General features: G+C 70.0%; 21 protein-coding genes and 2 pseudogenes. 14 read left to right on the plus strand and 9 right to left on the minus strand.

Annotated elements, in window-relative coordinates; all coding sequences use genetic code 11:
• Positions 1-515: 515 nt before the first annotated feature.
• The gene (locus tag OIE53_RS08095; protein WP_327025959.1) at positions 516-986 is read left to right on the plus strand and encodes a hypothetical protein; all 471 of its coding nucleotides are present in this window, start codon (positions 516-518) and stop codon (positions 984-986) included.
• A 96-nt stretch (positions 987-1,082) separates the two neighbouring features.
• On the opposite strand, the gene OIE53_RS08100 is transcribed toward OIE53_RS08095, so the two are convergent.
• From OIE53_RS08100 to OIE53_RS08110, 3 genes and pseudogenes are all read right to left on the minus strand, one after another.
• A complete protein-coding gene (locus tag OIE53_RS08100) occupies positions 1,083-2,012 on the minus strand; it encodes a tyrosine-type recombinase/integrase (protein WP_327025960.1) in 930 nt (309 codons plus the stop codon).
• Positions 2,013-2,216: 204 nt separating this feature from the next.
• Positions 2,217-2,939 (minus strand): hypothetical protein, encoded by a 723-nt coding sequence (locus tag OIE53_RS08105; RefSeq protein ID WP_327025961.1) that lies wholly within the window; start codon positions 2,937-2,939, stop codon positions 2,217-2,219.
• 17 nt (positions 2,940-2,956) lie between these two features.
• Positions 2,957-3,145 (minus strand): annotated as a pseudogene (locus tag OIE53_RS08110) (PadR family transcriptional regulator); the annotation flags it as partial.
• On the opposite strand from OIE53_RS08110, the gene OIE53_RS08115 reads away from it, so the two are divergent.
• The 3 genes from OIE53_RS08115 to OIE53_RS08125 all read left to right on the plus strand — a co-directional run bounded on the left by OIE53_RS08115 (position 3,137) and on the right by OIE53_RS08125 (position 4,444).
• Complete coding sequence (locus OIE53_RS08115) at positions 3,137-3,355, plus strand: hypothetical protein (protein WP_327025962.1); 219 nt, start codon at positions 3,137-3,139, stop codon at positions 3,353-3,355. The pseudogene OIE53_RS08110 and the gene OIE53_RS08115 overlap by 9 nt on opposite strands.
• 137 nt (positions 3,356-3,492) lie before the next feature.
• A complete protein-coding gene (locus OIE53_RS08120; RefSeq protein ID WP_327025963.1) occupies positions 3,493-3,960 on the plus strand; it encodes an HNH endonuclease in 468 nt (155 codons plus the stop codon).
• A gap of 334 nt (positions 3,961-4,294) precedes the next feature.
• Positions 4,295-4,444 carry a hypothetical protein gene (locus OIE53_RS08125; RefSeq protein ID WP_327025964.1) on the plus strand — a complete coding sequence of 50 codons (150 nt, stop codon included), beginning with the start codon at positions 4,295-4,297 and terminating at the stop codon, positions 4,442-4,444.
• A gap of 60 nt (positions 4,445-4,504) precedes the next feature.
• On the opposite strand, the gene OIE53_RS08130 is transcribed toward OIE53_RS08125, so the two are convergent.
• On the minus strand, positions 4,505-4,729 hold the full coding sequence (locus tag OIE53_RS08130) for a hypothetical protein (protein WP_327025965.1): 225 nt from the start codon (positions 4,727-4,729) through the stop codon (positions 4,505-4,507).
• Positions 4,730-4,831: 102 nt separating this feature from the next.
• On the opposite strand from OIE53_RS08130, the pseudogene OIE53_RS08135 reads away from it, so the two are divergent.
• The 5 genes and pseudogenes from OIE53_RS08135 to OIE53_RS08155 form a co-directional block, all read left to right on the plus strand.
• Positions 4,832-5,217 (plus strand): annotated as a pseudogene (locus OIE53_RS08135) (recombinase family protein); the annotation flags it as partial.
• An 81-nt stretch (positions 5,218-5,298) separates the two neighbouring features.
• Positions 5,299-5,550 (plus strand): helix-turn-helix domain-containing protein, encoded by a 252-nt coding sequence (locus tag OIE53_RS08140; RefSeq protein ID WP_327027118.1) that lies wholly within the window; start codon positions 5,299-5,301, stop codon positions 5,548-5,550.
• On the plus strand, positions 5,547-5,972 hold the full coding sequence (locus OIE53_RS08145) for a hypothetical protein (protein ID WP_327025966.1): 426 nt from the start codon (positions 5,547-5,549) through the stop codon (positions 5,970-5,972). Before OIE53_RS08140 ends, OIE53_RS08145 begins: the two co-directional genes overlap by 4 nt.
• A gap of 129 nt (positions 5,973-6,101) precedes the next feature.
• Positions 6,102-6,317 (plus strand): hypothetical protein, encoded by a 216-nt coding sequence (locus OIE53_RS08150; RefSeq protein ID WP_327025967.1) that lies wholly within the window; start codon positions 6,102-6,104, stop codon positions 6,315-6,317.
• A gap of 381 nt (positions 6,318-6,698) precedes the next feature.
• Positions 6,699-7,004: a hypothetical protein gene (locus tag OIE53_RS08155; RefSeq protein ID WP_327025968.1), complete on the plus strand. Its 306-nt coding sequence runs from the start codon at positions 6,699-6,701 to the stop codon at positions 7,002-7,004.
• 260 nt (positions 7,005-7,264) lie between these two features.
• On the opposite strand, the gene OIE53_RS08160 is transcribed toward OIE53_RS08155, so the two are convergent.
• Together OIE53_RS08160 and OIE53_RS08165 are read right to left on the minus strand one after the other, a co-directional pair.
• A complete protein-coding gene (locus OIE53_RS08160; RefSeq protein ID WP_327025970.1) occupies positions 7,265-7,600 on the minus strand; it encodes a hypothetical protein in 336 nt (111 codons plus the stop codon).
• Positions 7,601-7,630: 30 nt separating this feature from the next.
• A complete protein-coding gene (locus tag OIE53_RS08165) occupies positions 7,631-8,368 on the minus strand; it encodes a Tn3 family transposase (RefSeq protein ID WP_327025972.1) in 738 nt (245 codons plus the stop codon).
• A 103-nt stretch (positions 8,369-8,471) separates the two neighbouring features.
• On the opposite strand from OIE53_RS08165, the gene OIE53_RS08170 reads away from it, so the two are divergent.
• Together OIE53_RS08170 and OIE53_RS08175 are read left to right on the plus strand one after the other, a co-directional pair.
• Positions 8,472-8,843 carry a hypothetical protein gene (locus tag OIE53_RS08170; protein ID WP_327025973.1) on the plus strand — a complete coding sequence of 124 codons (372 nt, stop codon included), beginning with the start codon at positions 8,472-8,474 and terminating at the stop codon, positions 8,841-8,843.
• Positions 8,844-8,933: 90 nt separating this feature from the next.
• Positions 8,934-9,662, plus strand: coding sequence for a VOC family protein (locus tag OIE53_RS08175; RefSeq protein ID WP_327027119.1), 729 nt, complete (start codon positions 8,934-8,936; stop codon positions 9,660-9,662).
• Here OIE53_RS08175 and OIE53_RS08180 read toward each other — a convergent pair.
• Positions 9,586-10,539 carry a LysR family transcriptional regulator gene (locus tag OIE53_RS08180; protein WP_442791395.1) on the minus strand — a complete coding sequence of 318 codons (954 nt, stop codon included), beginning with the start codon at positions 10,537-10,539 and terminating at the stop codon, positions 9,586-9,588. The two genes, OIE53_RS08175 and OIE53_RS08180, sit on opposite strands and share 77 nt — an antisense overlap.
• Before the next feature lie 83 nt (positions 10,540-10,622).
• On the opposite strand from OIE53_RS08180, the gene OIE53_RS08185 reads away from it, so the two are divergent.
• Complete coding sequence (locus OIE53_RS08185; protein ID WP_327025975.1) at positions 10,623-11,603, plus strand: DMT family transporter; 981 nt, start codon at positions 10,623-10,625, stop codon at positions 11,601-11,603.
• Between the two features lie 10 nt (positions 11,604-11,613).
• Here OIE53_RS08185 and OIE53_RS08190 read toward each other — a convergent pair whose 3' ends face one another.
• Complete coding sequence (locus OIE53_RS08190; protein WP_327025976.1) at positions 11,614-12,078, minus strand: J-domain-containing protein; 465 nt, start codon at positions 12,076-12,078, stop codon at positions 11,614-11,616.
• 107 nt (positions 12,079-12,185) lie between these two features.
• Between OIE53_RS08190 and OIE53_RS08195 the strand changes: the two genes are divergently transcribed.
• Positions 12,186-12,836, plus strand: a complete 651-nt coding sequence (locus OIE53_RS08195; RefSeq protein WP_327025977.1) for a LysE family translocator — start codon at positions 12,186-12,188, stop codon at positions 12,834-12,836.
• A 12-nt stretch (positions 12,837-12,848) separates the two neighbouring features.
• Here OIE53_RS08195 and OIE53_RS08200 read toward each other — a convergent pair whose 3' ends face one another.
• Positions 12,849-14,837 carry a beta-galactosidase gene (locus OIE53_RS08200; RefSeq protein ID WP_327025978.1) on the minus strand — a complete coding sequence of 663 codons (1,989 nt, stop codon included), beginning with the start codon at positions 14,835-14,837 and terminating at the stop codon, positions 12,849-12,851.
• 370 nt (positions 14,838-15,207) lie between these two features.
• On the opposite strand from OIE53_RS08200, the gene OIE53_RS08205 reads away from it, so the two are divergent.
• Positions 15,208-16,470, plus strand: coding sequence for an ROK family transcriptional regulator (locus tag OIE53_RS08205; RefSeq protein WP_327025979.1), 1,263 nt, complete (start codon positions 15,208-15,210; stop codon positions 16,468-16,470).
• Positions 16,471-16,568 lie beyond the last annotated feature (98 nt).

The following is a 16,568-nucleotide window of genomic DNA, read 5'->3' on the forward strand; positions in this document are numbered from 1 at the left end:
CCGGCGGCTGCACGTACCGGCAGGCCGTTGATGACCCGCACCCGTCCAGCGGGGAAACCTCCGTTCACGGCTGGTGGATCAAGGTCTCCGGCAGTTGCCCCGATAAATCAGACGTGTCGGTGGATCTGCAGGCCTACTTCTGTGACTCCTTCTCGTGCTACTGGGTGACGGTCGGGTCGGGCAGCGGCAGATACGCCCCCGGGGGTGGCTCCGGTAGCCGCGCCACTGGGAGAAAGACGTGCTCGAACTCCTCGACGGTCGGCTGGCGCGGCGTCGTGGACGTGGACCTACCCGGGATTATCGACCCGTCCGGCACCACTACGGGGACCGTTCAGAACCTCGCGTGCAGCCCCTGACCCGCCTCTGCGCCAATTCGGACCCCGTGGACGGCAAGGCTTGTTTCAATAGGGCGGGCTCCAGCCGCACCAGCGTCGGAGTGCGTCGCAGTAGCTGATCGGGGTTGAACGGTCTACCCGCGATGAGCACCGAGGCGACAACGCGGGACCACCGAGGAAGTGAGCGACGTGAAGAGCGGTTGGCATGCGCACCCAGACGCCGCTGACGATCACACCGATCTTCGCCCGGTCAACCCAGGACGAGTCGTAGGGCTGGGTGCGATCTGCGACATCCGACCGGAACGCCTTGACGATCCGGACGCCCAGAGCTTCTCGGTCAGCGAGTTCGCCGCGCTCGATGACGGCCGCCGCGTGATCTTGCATAATGCTCGTGGCTTCACAATCAGTCAGACGTCCGGTAGCACACGCGACGATGCTGTTCCGGACCACGTGGCCCGGGACAGCATCGTCCGCGCGACGTTGAACGCCGTTCTTCCTGACGACGACGAGAACCCCGAGGCACACCCGTGGGCGGAGTTGGCCGACCTGGCTCGGGCTCGCGGCCTGAAGGTCTCTGCGGAAGACCTGCGCGGTCTTCCATACGACGTGAACCTCACCGACGACGTGCTTCGCTGGCTCGCAAACCCCTGAGGCCGACGACGTGTCGAGGCGCTGATGGCCAAGCCCGACGAGCAGCTGGCTTGGGAATCGCTGCTTGGCCGGCCGCCGGCCTGGTCGTGCTGACGCCTACCGGCGGCGGGTGGTCGGGTCGCGGTGCTGCTGCCAGCGGCGCAGCGCCTCCGGTGACACCCGGGCGTAGCGGGCCAGGGACGCCACCGAGGTGTGCCCGGAGAACGACAGCAGGGTGGAGGTGTTCGCCCCGTCCTCCGCGGCGTGGGTCAGCGCGGAGTGCCGCAGCTGGTGCAGGGTGGCCCCGCCGGTGATCTCGGTGAAGCGTTCGGCTGCGCGGCGATAGGACAGGCGGGCCTGCCCGGTCGGCTCGTAGACGTCGGCCGGGGCCAGGGGCACCCGGGCGCGGCGGTCGGTGAGGAACACCGGACCGCCGGCCCGCCCTTGGAGCAGGCGAGGCAGCAGCCGGGCGGTGCCGGTCTGCCACACGATCACGTCGACCGCGTTGCCCTTGCGGCGCACCTTCGCACACCGGTTGCGCAGGTCGAGGTCCTCCACGTCGAGCGCAAGGACCTCGCCGGCGCGGGCAGCGCTCTCGTACAGCAGCCGCCACAGCGTCCGCTCCCGCAGCGGCAGGTCCTCCCGGCCCAGCAGCGCGCTGATCTCCTCCCGGCCCAGCGCCCGGGTCCGGTCCGGCGCCCGGCCGCGCCGGCGCAACGCCCGGCTCGGATCGCCGGCCAGCCAGTCCTGTTCCCGCCAGTAGCCGATCGCCGAGCGCAGGGTGTCCAGGTTGCGGTTGAACGTGGCCGGCGCCCGCTCACCCCACCGGCCCGTGAACCAGGCAACCAGTTCCGTTGCGGCGGCCGGGGTGTCGAGCGTTGCGAGGGGGGTGGCCGGGCCCAGGTGCTCGCGCACCTGCCGCAGCGTCGAGGCGTAGACCCGACGGGTACCGGTGGTCTCCGGATGATCGAGGGTCGCCAGGAAGCCGTCGATCGCCTCGACCACCGACGGCCCCGCCACCGGGCGCAGCCGACGCACCGTACCCACCCGAACCACCTCCCGCCCTATCGCAGAAAAGCACGGCCAGTCGGCACCGCATCGGTTGCCTTCGGATCCAGGTCACCGCTCCCGATCCGGCACTCTATCGCAGAAAACCAGTAGCTTTCTGCGATAGCACCACCAAGGCCGGCCGTCAATAAGGGGGCGTCCCTCCGCCAGACCCCAACTCGAGTGCCCGCTAATTGATCTTGCCTAACGGGACTTCTCCGAGCGTTGGTCCTCAAGGGCCGGTTCCCAGCGCGGCCCGGTGACCCCAAGGTGAGTCGCCAGACTCGTACCCGCCGCATCGGGCGTCAGAATAGTGACGGCGGATACGGTGACGACGGCACCATCCTTGGTCGCGTAGAACTCTTCAGAGGCTGCCTCCAGATGCCTGCCATCTCGGTCGACCGGGGCTCCGGAATACATCTCCCTGCCGCCGGGGGTCCAGCCCTCGGCCTGCAGGCGGGCCTTTGCTGCTTCGAGCGTCCAATCTGATGACTGCTCGTCGGCGACGATGACACCATTGCTTTGGGGATTTCCCATCCAGTCATCACGACTGAGTTCAGGTGCCCGCAATGGGACACCCCGAACCGCTTCGGCAGTCTGGATGGCCGATGCGTCGGACGGCAGCGCGACCGCCTGCCAGGCCAGCCACGAGCCCACGCCTGCTCCTACGGCTCCGAGGATCACGGCCGATAGCACGGCCGCCACCACCGCCATACGGCCGATCGGCAGCCGGAACCACTGCCGCACGGCCCCGCGCAGCAAATCCACCACGTCGGCGCGGGCGGGCATCCGACGGTCCGGCTCGGCGGAGTCCATCAACATGGTGAGGAACTCCTCGCCGTGGGCGCGGCGGTACCCGATCGGATATGCCCACAGCAGCCGCCGGTACCAGCGTTCCAGCCGAACGTGCGCCGACGGTTCCCCCATGACCTCCCCCGAGGCGGTCATGGGCGAGCCCCGAACGGGGCGGCCGTGAATCCGAACGCCACGTTCGGTCGCGCCTGTAGTCGGTTTTCCGCCGCCTCCGCGTGCTTGCGCAGGCGGCGGGCCTGCTCGGCAAGCCTGCCGGCACCCGCGTCCGTGAGCCGGTAGTAGCGACGAAGCCGCCCGTCGACGACCTCCAGATGTTCGAGTTCATCACGATCGGCCGGCCGGTGGCGCTGCGCTGCCTAAACCGGCTGACCGCCCTTGGCTTCGGCGGCTTCGACCTGGCCCTCGGTGACACCAAGACCCTGACCCTCGGTGGCTGGGTCGACGCCACCGAGATGGCCACCCACCTGCTCACCCTGCCGCACGAGACCAACTCCGGCGACGTCTACTGCGTCCCCGGCGACCAACCGTAGCTGCCCGGCGGCGGTCGACCTGGGCGGGGACGACGAAATGCCGCCCGTGACCAGCCGAGCTGGCTGGAGGCCGGGTCGGGCTGGTTCGGCGGCTGCTACGACGGCACCCTGTCGGTGTCGGGCCATAGCATGAGCCGATGCTGTCCCAGATCAACGGACTGTCGCGACATTTCACTGAGGAGACCCTGCGGGCCTACCTGCTGAGCCGCTCCACGCGTGCCGACAACGGATGCCTCGTCGTGCGTGGCTATGGCCCTCAGCGCGGCGTGTATCAGAAACTGGCCGGTCGGGCCTGGGCGCACATCGCCGCATACGTGGTCTTCGTCGGTGGCTACGACCCTACCTTTGAGGTCCACCACGACTGCGGTACCCCGGACTGCATCGAGCCCAGCCATCTGCGTCAGCTCAGCCACGCGGACAACTGCCGGGAACGTACCCAACGTCCGCAGTGCCGCAACGGCCACGACCGGGAAACCGATCCCGTGACGGGCAGACTGCGGCGGGCCTGTCGAGCCTGCAACCGACAGGCCCAGCAGCGGTGGCGCGAGCGCCAAGCCGCAACGGTCGCCGACGCCCGCGCCACGTACGGACGCCAGCCGTCCTGATTGCCCAGGCGAGTTGCCGCGGTCTCGTCAGGCCACAGCCGTGACCCGACGAAGACGACGCCTTGGGACAGCAGCACGCATACACCATCGCAACTGATTACGCACAATAACAGTCATTATGATGCGTGCCCGATATACCCACTTTGTGGCGGTGAATTACTGGATTGATGAGCAAAGTAATCCAGTAATTCAGACGGGTGGAGTGACCGGCAGTCGCTCGGTCGTTCCTGGATCTCGGTCACGTGGGGGACGCGGCGTCAGCGCCCGGGCGTCGACGGTGATGCTCGTGGATCAGCCGGAGTGACGCGGCTGGTGAAGGGTGCGTCCGGGCCGCATGGGCCGGGAAGTCGGTCGTCCGTCGCTGACGATCGGCTATATCCATGTGCGCGTGTCCCTTCATCACGGCTACGAAGTAGGCATGACCAACGAGGTGACCATTCCCCTGCTGCCCTGCGCGTCGATCGACGACGTCGTCGCCTTCTAGGCCCGGCGCTTGGGTAGCTGTCCCAGCCCGCCAAATCTTTGATCTTGACAGGCGGCCCGTTCAGGCTGCCTGGTCACGCGCGGCGCTGATGCGGAACGGGTGGGTGTACTCGGCGCTGCAGCCGGTGCACCAGGCTCGAAACAGCAGGCTGGTCGCGGTGTCGACGGGACTCGGTGTCACCTCGTAGCGGGTGTCTTCGATCAGGGTGTAGAGGTGCCGCCAGCGGATCGGGCAGAGGCAGGCGGTCCCAGCCGACTTCGCCACCGAGGCCGGCATGACCGTCATCGCCTCCCGGGTCGACATCGTCGCGCGGTGGGGCGACGGGCCGCTCACCGAGCAGTGGTGCCAGACCGTGGCGGACGAACTGGCCCGGCAGGCCACTGGAGCATGAGCATCATCCCCCCGCCCGCCGACGGCGACTTGCTCGCGCCCACCCCGCTCGCCGGCGTGCTCGTCGGCTACGGCCGGGTCTCCACCCGGGAGCAGAACCTCGCCCGCCAGCAGGCCGCGCTCACCGCGGCCGGCTGCGGCAAGTGCTTCTTCGACAGGGCCAGCGGAAAGAACGCCGACCGGCCCGGCCTGCACGACGCGTTCGAGTACCTACGCCCCGGCGACGCGCTCACCGTAGTGTCCCTGGACCGGCTCGGCCGCTCCTCGGCAGGCTCAAGCGTCGCGGGGTCGGGTTCCAGTCCCTGCACGAGAAGCTGGACACCACCACCACCGCCGGGGGGATGTTCGTCTTCCACGTCTTCGCCGCCCTGGCCGAGTTCATCCGCACCATCATCGTGGCCAACACCAACGAGGGCCTGGCCGCCGCCCGCGCCCGAGGACAACGCCTCGGCCGCCCACCGGCGATGACCCCGGAGAAGGTCGCCTACGCGCTCCAGCTCCTCGCCGAGCCGGACCGGTCGATGTCGTCGATCGCCAAACTGCTCGGTATCTCCCGCAGCACCCTCTACAAGGCCCTGCCCGAACTCGTGCCACCGCAGCTCGCCCGGGAACGCCTGGCGGCGCAGATCGCCGCCCTGCCCGCCGACGTCCGCCCTGGGCCGCCGACGATCCACCAGTACGACGCCCTGCTCAGCGGCACGCCGGCCGCGTCGTGACCACCGAACCGGGTGAGGTCGAGCCGACCGGCTGGCGGCTCGCGCGAGAGCTGGCCGTCGCCTTCTGGCGCGAGATGCGCGCCGGTCCGCAACCGCTGCCGGTGCTCTACATCGCCTGCGACGGCTGCGGCCAGGTCACCCCGCACAACCGGGTGCAGAAGATCATGAGCATCCGGGACGGAGTGTTCACCGGCTCGCCACCGGAAACCGTCTGCGAGGCGTGCGACCACGCCCAACCCCGGGTCGTCGACGACGAGGTACCCACCGACACCACGGTCGTCTGCACCGGCCGCCGGTTCCGACGCTTCGGCTTCAAGCGCCGGCGCAAGCCGTGTGAGGAGTCGTTCAGCGTTCCGGCCGCTGCGGCCCTGGTCATTTGCCCGTGGTGCGTGACGGTCCAGCCCGGGCCGGGTCGCCGCTGACCCCGCCCGGTCCCGTTCTTCGCACGTCACAAAAATCTGCCTCCTGGCGGGAATAGACCGTCGGCGCTATTGCGCTGGCGTATCGCGCAGCCGCATCTCCGTGCGGGCAGTCGATCGCGAGGAGCCGATTTGACCAACGTGGACTTTCACGCCAAGTGCGAGTCGTACGTCCGGATCTCGATCAAAGACCTCAACGGCAAGTACGGCGTCTACCTGGACACCGACCACCCCGACGAGCGCAGCTACCCCGGTGTAAAGGTCGCCGCGTGCGAACTCGCCGCCGGCCACCAGGGCGAGTGCGAGATGTTCGTCGAGGGCGAGGGCGGCCACAACGGCGAGCCTTGAGGGCGGCCAGCATCCCACCGGCGATCAGGTCCGCGTCGGCGGCGAGGTCCGCACTGCCCTCGAACGTCATCCCGGTCGTCACGGCACCGGCCGGCAGCAGCTGCGGCCCAGCCCACTGACCCGAGCCAACATCTGCCATCGAAGTTCTTCTAAATAGTCGTCTATTGCGATGGTGACGGAAACCACGAGTATCGCCTCGTGACGACAGGCTGGGCTGCGGGTGGCGCCTATTCGCAAGATGTTCAGTCGCTGAACTACGTGAGGTTCACCTGCTGAGAACAGCGCCGATCGAACAGCAGAACTGAGCGAGGAAGTGTGGGCCCAGGCCTGCACTTCCTCGCTCAGTCGTTGGCCGCTCAACCGTTGGATACGATTGCCGTCATGGCGCAAATCAACCTCAGACATTTCACCTCAGCCGTTCACGAGCAGGCAGATGAGTGGGAGAACGTCGGTGTGCGCTGGAGCCTTACCGTCGGATCCGAGCGAGACGGACGAGTGGCCTCGATCACTTGCGAAACCGGTCAGGTAGCTGTCCATCTTAGTGTCAGAGGGGATGGTCACGCCGAAATGAAGGTGATCAAGCAGCCTGCCAGGCAATCGAGCCTATACCACTACCGCCTGGCAACCGCTGGCGACGCCACAGCCTGCCTGAGCGAACTCACCCGGCAGATCATCCCGTCAGATTGACGTTCGGTCCGATCCTCCGGACTGCGCTTCCCTGGAAGCAAGCTGGCTGGTGACGTGCCCCGGGCGGCTTGCTTCCAGACTGCTTCGGGTGTTGGTACGAGAAGACCCAGGTCAACCCGGACGCCTCCGGCGACCTGAAGCCGGGCGACCAGTTGCCGTCCGCCGCCGCACTGCAACGGCAGTACAAGGTCAACGGCAGTACAAGGTCAGCGACACCGTCGTCCGCTCAGCGATGCTCACGATGCGCGGAGAGGGCCTCATCAATGGGGCACCAGGGCAAGGGAACCTACGTGCGCGGGCCCGCCGCCGAATAACCGATCACCCGTAACGCCAGAGCCCTCCAGGCGCACCCCCGTGGAGGGCTCGGGAAACTCCAGAAACGGTCGGGCGGCGTCGCGCTGGACGGCGTTGTCGATGGCCCGGTGCAGGTCGGCCAGCCGGACGGTGACGGTCTCGCTGCCGGACGCGGCCGCCAGGGCCGCCTCGACGTACTCGCGGATCGGCTCGCTCGGGGTGATCCGACACCCAACCACGGCGCCATCAGACTCTGCCAGTCCTTCACCTCGCACATCAATGTAGACATAATGAATCGTCACCGAGAGCCACCGACACAAAGTGCTAAGTGATCATTGGCCTTGTGCGGTCGACGGTGCGGTGTCGTAGTCGAGGCGGGTGTCGAGGTCGAGTTGGAACGTGCCGTGCAGTGCCACGTTTGACCAGAACAGCGGGGTGAGTCCGCGTAGGTCGTGTTGGGTGAGTCGGCCGGCCCACTCGGGTTCGGTCAGAACCCGGTCGACCAGGCGGGTGTTGACCAGCACCAGCGCGGATTGCAGTAGGTGCAGGGCGAGCATGGAGATCTCCTGGGCCTCGCGGTCGGCGCCGGGTAGTTCGGCTTCGCGGCCGTAGTGGATGGCGACGTTCGCCGAGTTCCACTGCTCGACGACCTGCAAGCCCTCGTGGATCTCGCGGCGCAGCGCGGGGTCGGCGAAATAGTCGGCGATGAACGCTGTGCGGACAGCGCGGCCGAGTTCCTCGATCGCCGCGAGGGTGGGGTGCTTCGGGCCGCGGCCGTTGAAGCGGCGCAGGATCTGCTCGGCCTCGGCGGTGCCCAGCTGCAACGCCCGCGCGTACTTGATCATCTGGTCGTACTGCTGGGTGATCAGATCCCAGTTGATCGCTCGGGTGAGCACCGGCTCCAGGCCGGCGTAGGTAGCCCCGTCGTGGGGTCGGTAGAGCCTCGCCGAACCGATGTTCTTCAGCCGGGGCAGCAGCCGGTAGCCGAGCAGGTGGGTGAACGCGAACCCGACCACGGAGGCGCCGTGGGTGTCGGTGTAGTTGGCGGTGATCTGCGACTCCCGGCGCACCGCAACACCCTGACAGACCACGACCAACACCCCGACACACGGGTACACGCCACGTCGATACCCTGACCGTCGACACCCGTCGAGGACGACACAAAGGACCCTCATGCGCAGGTGGGTACGGTACGAAGCCCCGATCATGGTCTGCGTCGAACTCGGCGACGACGGTTACACCGGCAAGGTCGTCAACGTCGTCCTCGGCGACGAACACGACGACCTCAACCTCGCCCGCGACTACCGCGGCCACTTCCTCATCTACGACGGGACCATGGAACGCGTCTCCGTCGACGAACGCGCCGCCACCCGCGCCATCACCATCGCCGAGCACCGCGAATGGCCCGACCGGCTCGACTGGGACGAAGGCCCCGACGCCCTGCGCTACCCCGACCTCTACACCCCCGCCGAGCCTGACGACCAAGACGACGAGGAAGACGACCTCGAACCCCTCGACCTCCACGAGCGCGACACCATCGGCTGACAAACACACCGGAACGGCCCGAGAGCAGCACTTCGCTCTCGGGCCGTTCCACGTCCCCGCCCCCGACATCCAGATCAAAGATTTGGCGGGCTGGGGCAGCTACCCAAGCGCCGGGCCTTCTACGCGGTGCTCGGTTTCCACACCACGTACCAGCAGCGCAAAGCCCACCCGGCCGTGGGGTTACAACGTGAAGATCTGAATCTGCAGTTCTTCGAGATCGCGGGGTTCGATCCGGCGCAGTCCTACGGTTCGTGCATCGTGCTGACCTCCGACACGGGACAGCTGTACCGGGCTTTCGCGGCGGGCATGCGCGCCGCGTACGGCAAGGTGTTGGTCTCCGGGACGCCGCGGATGACCCGGCCCCGGGCGCGGAAGAACGCCGACGGGCTGAGCGGCTTCAGCGTCATCGATCCAGGCGGCAACTGGATCCGCTTCTTCCAGAACACCCCGGCCTCCCCCGCGCCGGCGCCGACCGGGCGGCTGGGCAAGGCGATGGCGAACGCCGTCGTGCAGGCCGACTCCAGAGGAGACGCCCGACAGGAGGCCCGGATTCTCGACAGCGCATTGGCCCATCCCGAGCCGGATGACGACCCGGTCGCGTTGGTGGAGGCGCTCGTCTACCGCGCTGAGGTGGCGATGGTCCTGAACGATCCGACCACGGCGGCCGAGATGCTGGCCCGCGTCGACCGTGTCGCTCTGAGCGCGGACGAAACCGTACGGGCCGCTGCTGCGTATGAGGCCGCTACCGACCTTGCGGCAGCCCTGTCCGGGCCGACAGCGGTGACCACCTCGGCTGAAGTCGGTGCACCTGGTCGATGACGGCCGCCAGGAGGGTAGTGAGGGCCGGCGGGGGTGGGGTGTCGCGGGTGACCGCGACCAGCCGCCGGTTCAGGGTGGTCTCGGTGATGTCCCGGATGGCCAGGGTGGGGTCGCCGTCGGGCAGGGTGAGGGCCGGCATCAGCGAGACCACCCCGGCGGTACGGACAAGTTCCAGTTGCACGTCGGCGTCGCTGGCGCGATGCCGCAGGTCGGGTTCGTAACCACCCAGGGCGCGGCAGGTGCCGACGACCATGGCGTGGTGACCGGTGCCCTCGGCCGAGGCGGTCCAGATGGCGGTGCGTAGCTCGGCCACCGCTACGGGACCCCCGGGGCGGGCGAGCGGGTGGTCGGCCGGCAGCACGATCTTCAGGGGTTCCTCCAGCAGGAGGGTGAAACGCAGTCCGGCCGGGCGGGGGCGGGGGTGACCGTCGTACTCGTCCCCGATGACCAGATCCACCGCCCCCAGCCGCAGACCGGGCAGCGACTGTTCCAGTTCCAACTCGAAGATCTCCACCCGGATCTGCGGATTGTCGGCCCGCAGGCGTACCAGGGCAGGCACCAGCAGGCGCCGGGCCGCCGATTGCAGGCCGCCGGCGCGTACGGTGCCCCGGACCTGGTCGCCCAGGGCCGCCAGGTCGGCCGCCGCCGCCTCGGCCGCCGACAGCAGCACCCGGGCGTGCTGCACCAGCAGTCGCCCGGCGTCGGTGAGCCGTACCCCCCGCCCGGCCCGGGCTAGCAACCGGGCGCCGACCTCCTTCTCCAGCAGGGTCAGCTGCTGGGACACCGTGGAGGGGCTGTAGCCCAGGGCGGCGGCGACGGCGGCCAGGGTGCCGCGCTCCTCGAACTCCCGCAGGAACCGCAGCCGACGAAGATCCATTTCGATCATGCGGGAATCCTAATGATTCAGCTACGGGAATCATCACTGGACCTGAGGGGTCAGTCTCAAGATCATTGGCAGCCATGGGTGCAGCACTGTGTCTTCTCTCCGCGGCCTGCTTCGGCGCGATGGCGATCTTCGGGAAGCTCGCGTACGACGCCGGGGTGCCACCGGCCGCGTTGCTGCTGGTGCGCTTCAGCCTGGCCGCCGTCCTGCTGGGGATGATGCTGCTGGTGCGGCCGGGCCTACGCCGTCGGGGACCGGACCTGCGCGGCGGCGACAAGCCCGTCCGGCCGATGACCCGGGGGCGGGTGCTGGCCATCGCCGTCGGCCTGGGTGCCATCGGGTACGCCACCCAGGCCAGCCTGTTCTTCTCCGCGTTGGAACTGATGGACGCGTCCCTGCTGGCCCTGATCCTCTACACCTACCCGGTGATGGTGACCGTGGCGGCGGTGTCCCTCGGTCGTGACCGGCTGACCCCCACCCGCGGTGTCGCCCTGGCCGCCGCCACGGTCGGCACCCTGCTGGTCCTGCTCGGTGCCGGTGGGGTGAGCTTCCATCCCCTCGGGGCCCTGCTGGCCTTCGCCTCCGCGATCACCTACACCGTCTACATCCTCGTCGCCGACACCGTGGTGCACCGGCTGGCCCCGGTGGTGCTGTCGGTGTTGGTGATGACCGGCGCCGCCGGCACCCTGGGGGTGCGTGCCCTGCTCACCGGCGGGGTCGACCTCGACTTCGGTGCGTCGGGATGGGTCTGGCTGGCCTGCATCGCCGTGCTCTCCACCGTCGTGGCGATGCTGACCTTCTTCGCCGGGCTCAAACGCACCGGCCCGTCGACCGCGGCGATCCTGTCCACCTTCGAACCCGTGGTCACCGCCGCCCTGGCAACCCTGATCCTGGGTGAGTCGCTGACCCCGGTCCAGCTCCTCGGTGGCACCCTGGTGCTGTCCAGCGTCGCCGTCCTGCAACTGCGCCGCACCCGCCGAGCCGACCCTGACCCCGATCGCGCCGAGCCCGAGTTCCACCCCGGTCGGGAGCGGGCAGTGGCGACCCTCAACTCCTAGGGCAGGACGCTCACGTGCCCGCGCGACCGCGACGCCACCAGCCACGCCGGGACGACTGGGCGGCCGCCGTGGCCGCCGGGGTGGGCCCGGCGGCGGCCCGATCGACCTGCCAGCGGCGTACCACCTCGTCGGCGTCGACCGGACGCAGCACGACCCGCGGCCCGGTGGGGTTGCGCAGCCACGCCAGGATCTCGGCGTTCAGGTCGGCGACACAGGTCCGTACGGACTGCTCGGTGGGCAGCTCACGCACCTCGTCGGGAAGGTGTTCGATGCGGCGGCGCAGCAGCAGCGGGGTGGGCAGCAGCAGGTCGGTCGGCAGCTGCTCGCGCTCCAGGAAGCTCTTGAGCCACCAGGACTCGTCGTAGGGCAGACCCCGCCCGGGGATCGGCTTGCCCGCACCGGGCAGGTTGTCGAACTCGCCCCGTTCCTGGGCCGAGCGGATCTGCGCCTCGACCGAGGCCTGCCAGCCGTCCATCCCCCGCCACCTCCCCCACCCACGGTAACGCGCACCCGACCACGGGTGCCGGGGTCCGGCGGCGGGCGCACTAGGCTCCGAGGAGGACTGAGAACGGGGGAACGGTGATGGTGAGCACCGCGGGGATCATCGGCATCGCACTCGTCGCTCTGGGGTTGGTGCTCACCCCGGGACCGAACATGGTCTACCTGGTGTCCCGGTCGGTGACCCAGGGGCGACGCGCCGGGCTGGTGTCACTGCTCGGGGTGGCCGCCGGGTTCGCGGTCTACCTGGCCGCCGCGGTGGCCGGCATCGCCACCGTGTTCGTGCTGGTGCCGGCGCTGTACACGGCGGTGAAGCTGGCCGGGGCGGCCTACCTGTTGTGGCTGGCGTGGCAGGCGATGCGTCCGGGTGGGCACTCGCCCTTCACCCCGGCTCCGCTGCCGGCGGACCCGAACCGTCGGCTGTTCACCATGGGACTGGTCACCAACCTGCTCAACCCCAAGATCGCCATCCTGTACGTGTCGTTGCTGCCCCAGTTCATCGACCCCGCTCGGGGCAGCGTGGCGGTGCAGAGTCTGCTGCTGGGGTCCACCCAGATCGCGGTGGCGTTGACCGTGAACGCGATGATCGTGCTCACCGCCGGTGGCCTGGCCGGTTTCCTGGCCCGGCGACCGGTGTGGCTGCGGGTGCAGCGACTGCTGACCGGGACGGTGCTGGCGGCGTTGGCCGTACGCATCGCCGCCGACCGTTCTCGCGCTGCGGTCGCGGTCCCCTGACCCTGCCGGGGGTCAGTGCTCGCGCAGTACGGCCACACCACCCGGTGACAACCGCACCGCCTCGTCGACCCCGGTGGCGGTGAGCAGGTCGGTGCCGCGGGCCGGCACCTGCTGCGGCAGATCGGTGTGGTTGAACAGGAACAGCCAACTTCCGTGCTCGCCGCGCCGCCGGACCGCCTCGACCCCTGCCGGTGCGCCCGGGCAGACCGGGGTGACACCGGCGCTCCGGGCCACCTCGTCCAGTAGCCGCCGGTAGGTGTCCTCGTCCGGTCGGGTGGAGAGGTACCAGGCGGTGCCCGCCTCGGCCCGGTGCCGGGTGACGGCCGGTCGGCCGTCGAGCACCCCGTCGGCGTACGCGTCGATCACCTGCGCGCCGGTCAGCCGCAGCGACTCCGCCCAGATCCGCCCGCTCCCCCCGCCGCGCAGCCGTACCTGGTCCTGCTCGGCCAGCGGGTGGAACTCCTCGACCCACATCCCGAGCAGGTCACGCAGTGCGCCCGGGTAGCCGCCGAGGCGCACCCGGGCGTGTTCGTCGGCTACCCCGCTGAGGTAGGTGGCCAGCAGGTGCCCCCCGGCGGCGACATACTCGCGGACCCACTGTGCGGTGGCGTCGTCGACCAGGTACAGGGCGGGCAGGATCAGCAGCCGATAGCCGTCCAGGGGGTCGCCGGGCGGCAGGATGTCGCAGCCGTACCCGGCGTGCCAGAGGGCCCGGTGCACGGCGGCGGTCTCCTGCTGGTGGTCGAGCCGGGGTGAGGGCAGGCCGGGGTGGTGCAGCGCCCATCCGCTGGCGGCGTCCACCACCAGCGCCACGCTGGCCTCGACTTTCCCCTCGACCTCGCCGAGTTGTTGCAGGGCGGCGCCGAGTGCCCTCGCCTCCCGGAAGACCCGGCTGTCCGGGCCGACATGGGGCACCAACGCGGAGTGGAAACGTTCCGCGCCGCCGGTGGGGGCCCGCCACTGGAAGAACATCGCCCCCCGCGAGCCTCGGGCGACATGGGCCAGGCTGTGCCGCAACATCCGGCCGGGTTCTCTGGTGTGCATCCGCCCGGGGGTCTGAATGTGACCGGGGGCGCTCTCCATCAACAGCCAGGCCCCGGCGGGGGCCCGGCCGCCGTGCCGGGCCCAGCCCCGGGCCAGGTCACCGACCAGGGCGGTCTGTTCCTCCGCGCCGATGTCGACCGCCGAGGGGTAGTGGTCGACCGCTACCAGGTCCACCTCGCCGGCCCACCGGGCGTGGTCGACCGGCACCCAGTCGCCGAGCACGTAGTTGGTGGTGATCGGCAGGGCCGGGTTGGCGGCGCGCAGCAGGTCCCGCTGCTCCCGGTAGGCGGCCAGCAGGGTGTCCGACCAGAAGCGGCGGAAGTCGAGCAGGTGACCGGGGTTGGCCAGGTACTGGGTGGCGCGGGGGGTGCTGATCTGCGCCCAGTCGCTGTAGTGCTGGCTCCAGAAGCTGGTGCACCAGGCCTCGTTGAGGGCGGTCAGATCACCGTGGCGGTCGGCCAACCAGCGGCGGAACGCCTGGGCGGTGTGTTCGCAGTGGCAGATGGTGCCGTACTCGTTGTGCACGTGCCACAGGGCCAGGGCCGGATGGTGGGCGTACCGGTCGGCCAGGGCGCCGGCGATGCGGAGCGCGGCGGCGCGGTAGGCCGGTGCGGCGGCGCAGTAGGTGTCCCGGCTGCCGTGGTGCAGGCGTACCCCCTCGGCGGTGACCGGCAGGGCTCCCGGGTGGGCCGTGGAGAACCAGGGCGGTGGGGAGGCGGTCGGGGTGGCCAGCGCTACCCGGACGCCGCCGGCGTGCAGCAGGTCGAGCACCTGGTCCAGCCAGTCGAAGGTGTACCGGCCGGGGGCCGGTTCCAGGCGGGACCAGGCGAACACCCCGACGGTGACCAGGTTGACCCGGGCCTGGCGCATCAGGGCGATGTCCTCGGCCCACACCGACGGCGGCCACTGTTCCGGGTTGTAGTCGCCGCCGAAGCAGAGCCGACCGTCGTCGAACATGCCACCACCGTCCACTTAGTTTGCGGCCCGTCCAAACTAGGGAGCGGATTTGCCCATGTCAAACACGACCGATACTTCCGGGACCGGCCATGTCGTTGACAGTTCGTTGGAAAGTTAAAGAAACTGTCGACACCCCTGAGCTGTCGTTCGAGGAGCCGCCGATGCCGTACCCGCCACCAGTGCCCGCACCCCGCCCGGCCGAGCCGCAGGGGGCCGCCCACCGGGGCCGGCGAGGAGTTTGCGGCGACCGGCGCCACGACTAGCATTAGTTGGGTTTCCAATCGAATAGACCGATCGACGACGATCCGTCCCAGGACAGGCAAGAGTCAGCGCGGCCGGTGGCGTGCCCGGCCCCGCCAGGCGGTACGCGATGATGAACGCACGCCGCGACACCGGCGCAGAGAGCGGGCAGATCGTGATCAGCATCCACAGCGAGCCGCAGCCGACCGACCTCGGTGACGTGCGGGTCGCCAACCGGGCGGTCGTGCTGCGACACGTCCGTCTGCACGCCCCCTGTTCCCGAGCCGACATCGCCGCGCGTACCGGGCTGAACAAGGCCACCGTCTCCAGCCTGGTCGCCGAACTGATCGACCAGCGGCTGCTACGCGAGATCGGGCTGACCGAGAACCGGGTCGGCCGCCCCGCGACCATGCTGGTGCTCGACGGCGAACCGTACGCCGCCCTGGGCCTGCAGATCGGCGCCGACGAACTCGTCGCGGTCGCCATCGACCTGGCCGGCAACCGCCTGCTGACCTGGCGGCGGGCCTTCACCCCCGGCACGGTCCCCCCCGCCGAGACCCTGCGCGCGCTGGCCGCCCTGGCCCGCCGCGCGATCGGGCGGGTCTCCGCCCAGGGCCGTACCGTGCTGGGCCTCACCGTCGGGGTGCCCGGACTGGTCGACCCGGCCGGCACGGTGCCGGCGGCCACCGCGCTGGGCTGGCAGGAGGTCCCGGTCACGGCCGACCTGCGCGCCGCCCTGCGGGAACCGGCCTTCACCATCGGTGTCGACACCGTGGCCAACCTGGCCGCCCTGGCCGAACAGCGGCACGGCGGTCACGCCGGCACCGCCGACCTGGTGCACCTGACCGGCGGCCTCGCCGTCGGCGCCGGCATCATCGCCGACGGCCGGCTGCTGCGCGGCGGGCGGGGTTTCGCCGGCGAGATCGGCCATCTGTGCCTGGACCCCGCCGGCCCGCCGTGTTCCTGCGGCAACCGGGGCTGCCTGACCGCCCTGGTCGGCCTGCCCGCGGTGGTACGCCGACTGCTGCCCGACGTCGAGGCCGACGGCCCGGTCACCGACTACCTGCCGGAGGTGCAGCGGATCGTGGCGCTGGCCCGGCAGGAGGATCCCGCCGTACTCAGCGGGCTGGCCGAGATCGGCCGACACCTGGGGCGGGGGGTGGCCGTCCTGGTGGACCTGCTCAACCCGGAGGCCGTGGTGGTCGGTGACCACCTAGCCACCCTGGCCCCCTGGCTGCTGCCGGCGGCCCGGTCCGGGCTGGCCGCCCGCGCGCACGCCCCCGGCGCCGGTGGCTGCCGGCTGGACGCCTCCACCCTGGACACCGCGGCGGCGCTGGGTGGCGCCACCGCCGCCCTGGCCGGGGTCGAAGCCGGACGCCTGCCGGCCCGCTGACCCCACCACGGTCGAGTCTTGACCGGACCCGTCCCGGGTGCCAACCTCGAAGCGAGCCGCTCCGCTCGGGCACCCGGGGCGGCTTGCTTTCCACGGTT

Origin of the sequence: Micromonospora sp. NBC_01739 (assembly GCF_035920385.1) — a bacterium.
GTDB lineage: Bacteria > Actinomycetota > Actinomycetes > Mycobacteriales > Micromonosporaceae > Micromonospora.

Excerpts from the sequence above, each read along its gene's own strand:
- OIE53_RS08105 (WP_327025961.1), bottom strand. The coding sequence starts at position 2,939 with ATGGGGGAACCGTCGGCGCACGTTCGGCTGGAACGCTGGTACCGGCGG.
- OIE53_RS08115 (WP_327025962.1), top strand. The coding sequence starts at position 3,137 with ATGTTCGAGTTCATCACGATCGGCCGGCCGGTGGCGCTGCGCTGCCTA.
- OIE53_RS08120 (WP_327025963.1), top strand. The coding sequence starts at position 3,493 with ATGCTGTCCCAGATCAACGGACTGTCGCGACATTTCACTGAGGAGACC.
- OIE53_RS08125 (WP_327025964.1), top strand. The coding sequence starts at position 4,295 with ATGGGCCGGGAAGTCGGTCGTCCGTCGCTGACGATCGGCTATATCCAT.
- OIE53_RS08130 (WP_327025965.1), bottom strand. The coding sequence starts at position 4,729 with ATGACGGTCATGCCGGCCTCGGTGGCGAAGTCGGCTGGGACCGCCTGC.
- OIE53_RS08140 (WP_327027118.1), top strand. The coding sequence starts at position 5,299 with ATGACCCCGGAGAAGGTCGCCTACGCGCTCCAGCTCCTCGCCGAGCCG.
- OIE53_RS08155 (WP_327025968.1), top strand. The coding sequence starts at position 6,699 with ATGGCGCAAATCAACCTCAGACATTTCACCTCAGCCGTTCACGAGCAG.
- OIE53_RS08170 (WP_327025973.1), top strand. The coding sequence starts at position 8,472 with ATGCGCAGGTGGGTACGGTACGAAGCCCCGATCATGGTCTGCGTCGAA.
- OIE53_RS08180 (WP_442791395.1), bottom strand. The coding sequence starts at position 10,539 with ATGGATCTTCGTCGGCTGCGGTTCCTGCGGGAGTTCGAGGAGCGCGGC.
- OIE53_RS08185 (WP_327025975.1), top strand. The coding sequence starts at position 10,623 with ATGGGTGCAGCACTGTGTCTTCTCTCCGCGGCCTGCTTCGGCGCGATG.
- OIE53_RS08190 (WP_327025976.1), bottom strand. The coding sequence starts at position 12,078 with ATGGACGGCTGGCAGGCCTCGGTCGAGGCGCAGATCCGCTCGGCCCAG.
- OIE53_RS08195 (WP_327025977.1), top strand. The coding sequence starts at position 12,186 with ATGGTGAGCACCGCGGGGATCATCGGCATCGCACTCGTCGCTCTGGGG.
- OIE53_RS08200 (WP_327025978.1), bottom strand. The coding sequence starts at position 14,837 with ATGTTCGACGACGGTCGGCTCTGCTTCGGCGGCGACTACAACCCGGAA.
- OIE53_RS08205 (WP_327025979.1), top strand. The coding sequence starts at position 15,208 with ATGATGAACGCACGCCGCGACACCGGCGCAGAGAGCGGGCAGATCGTG.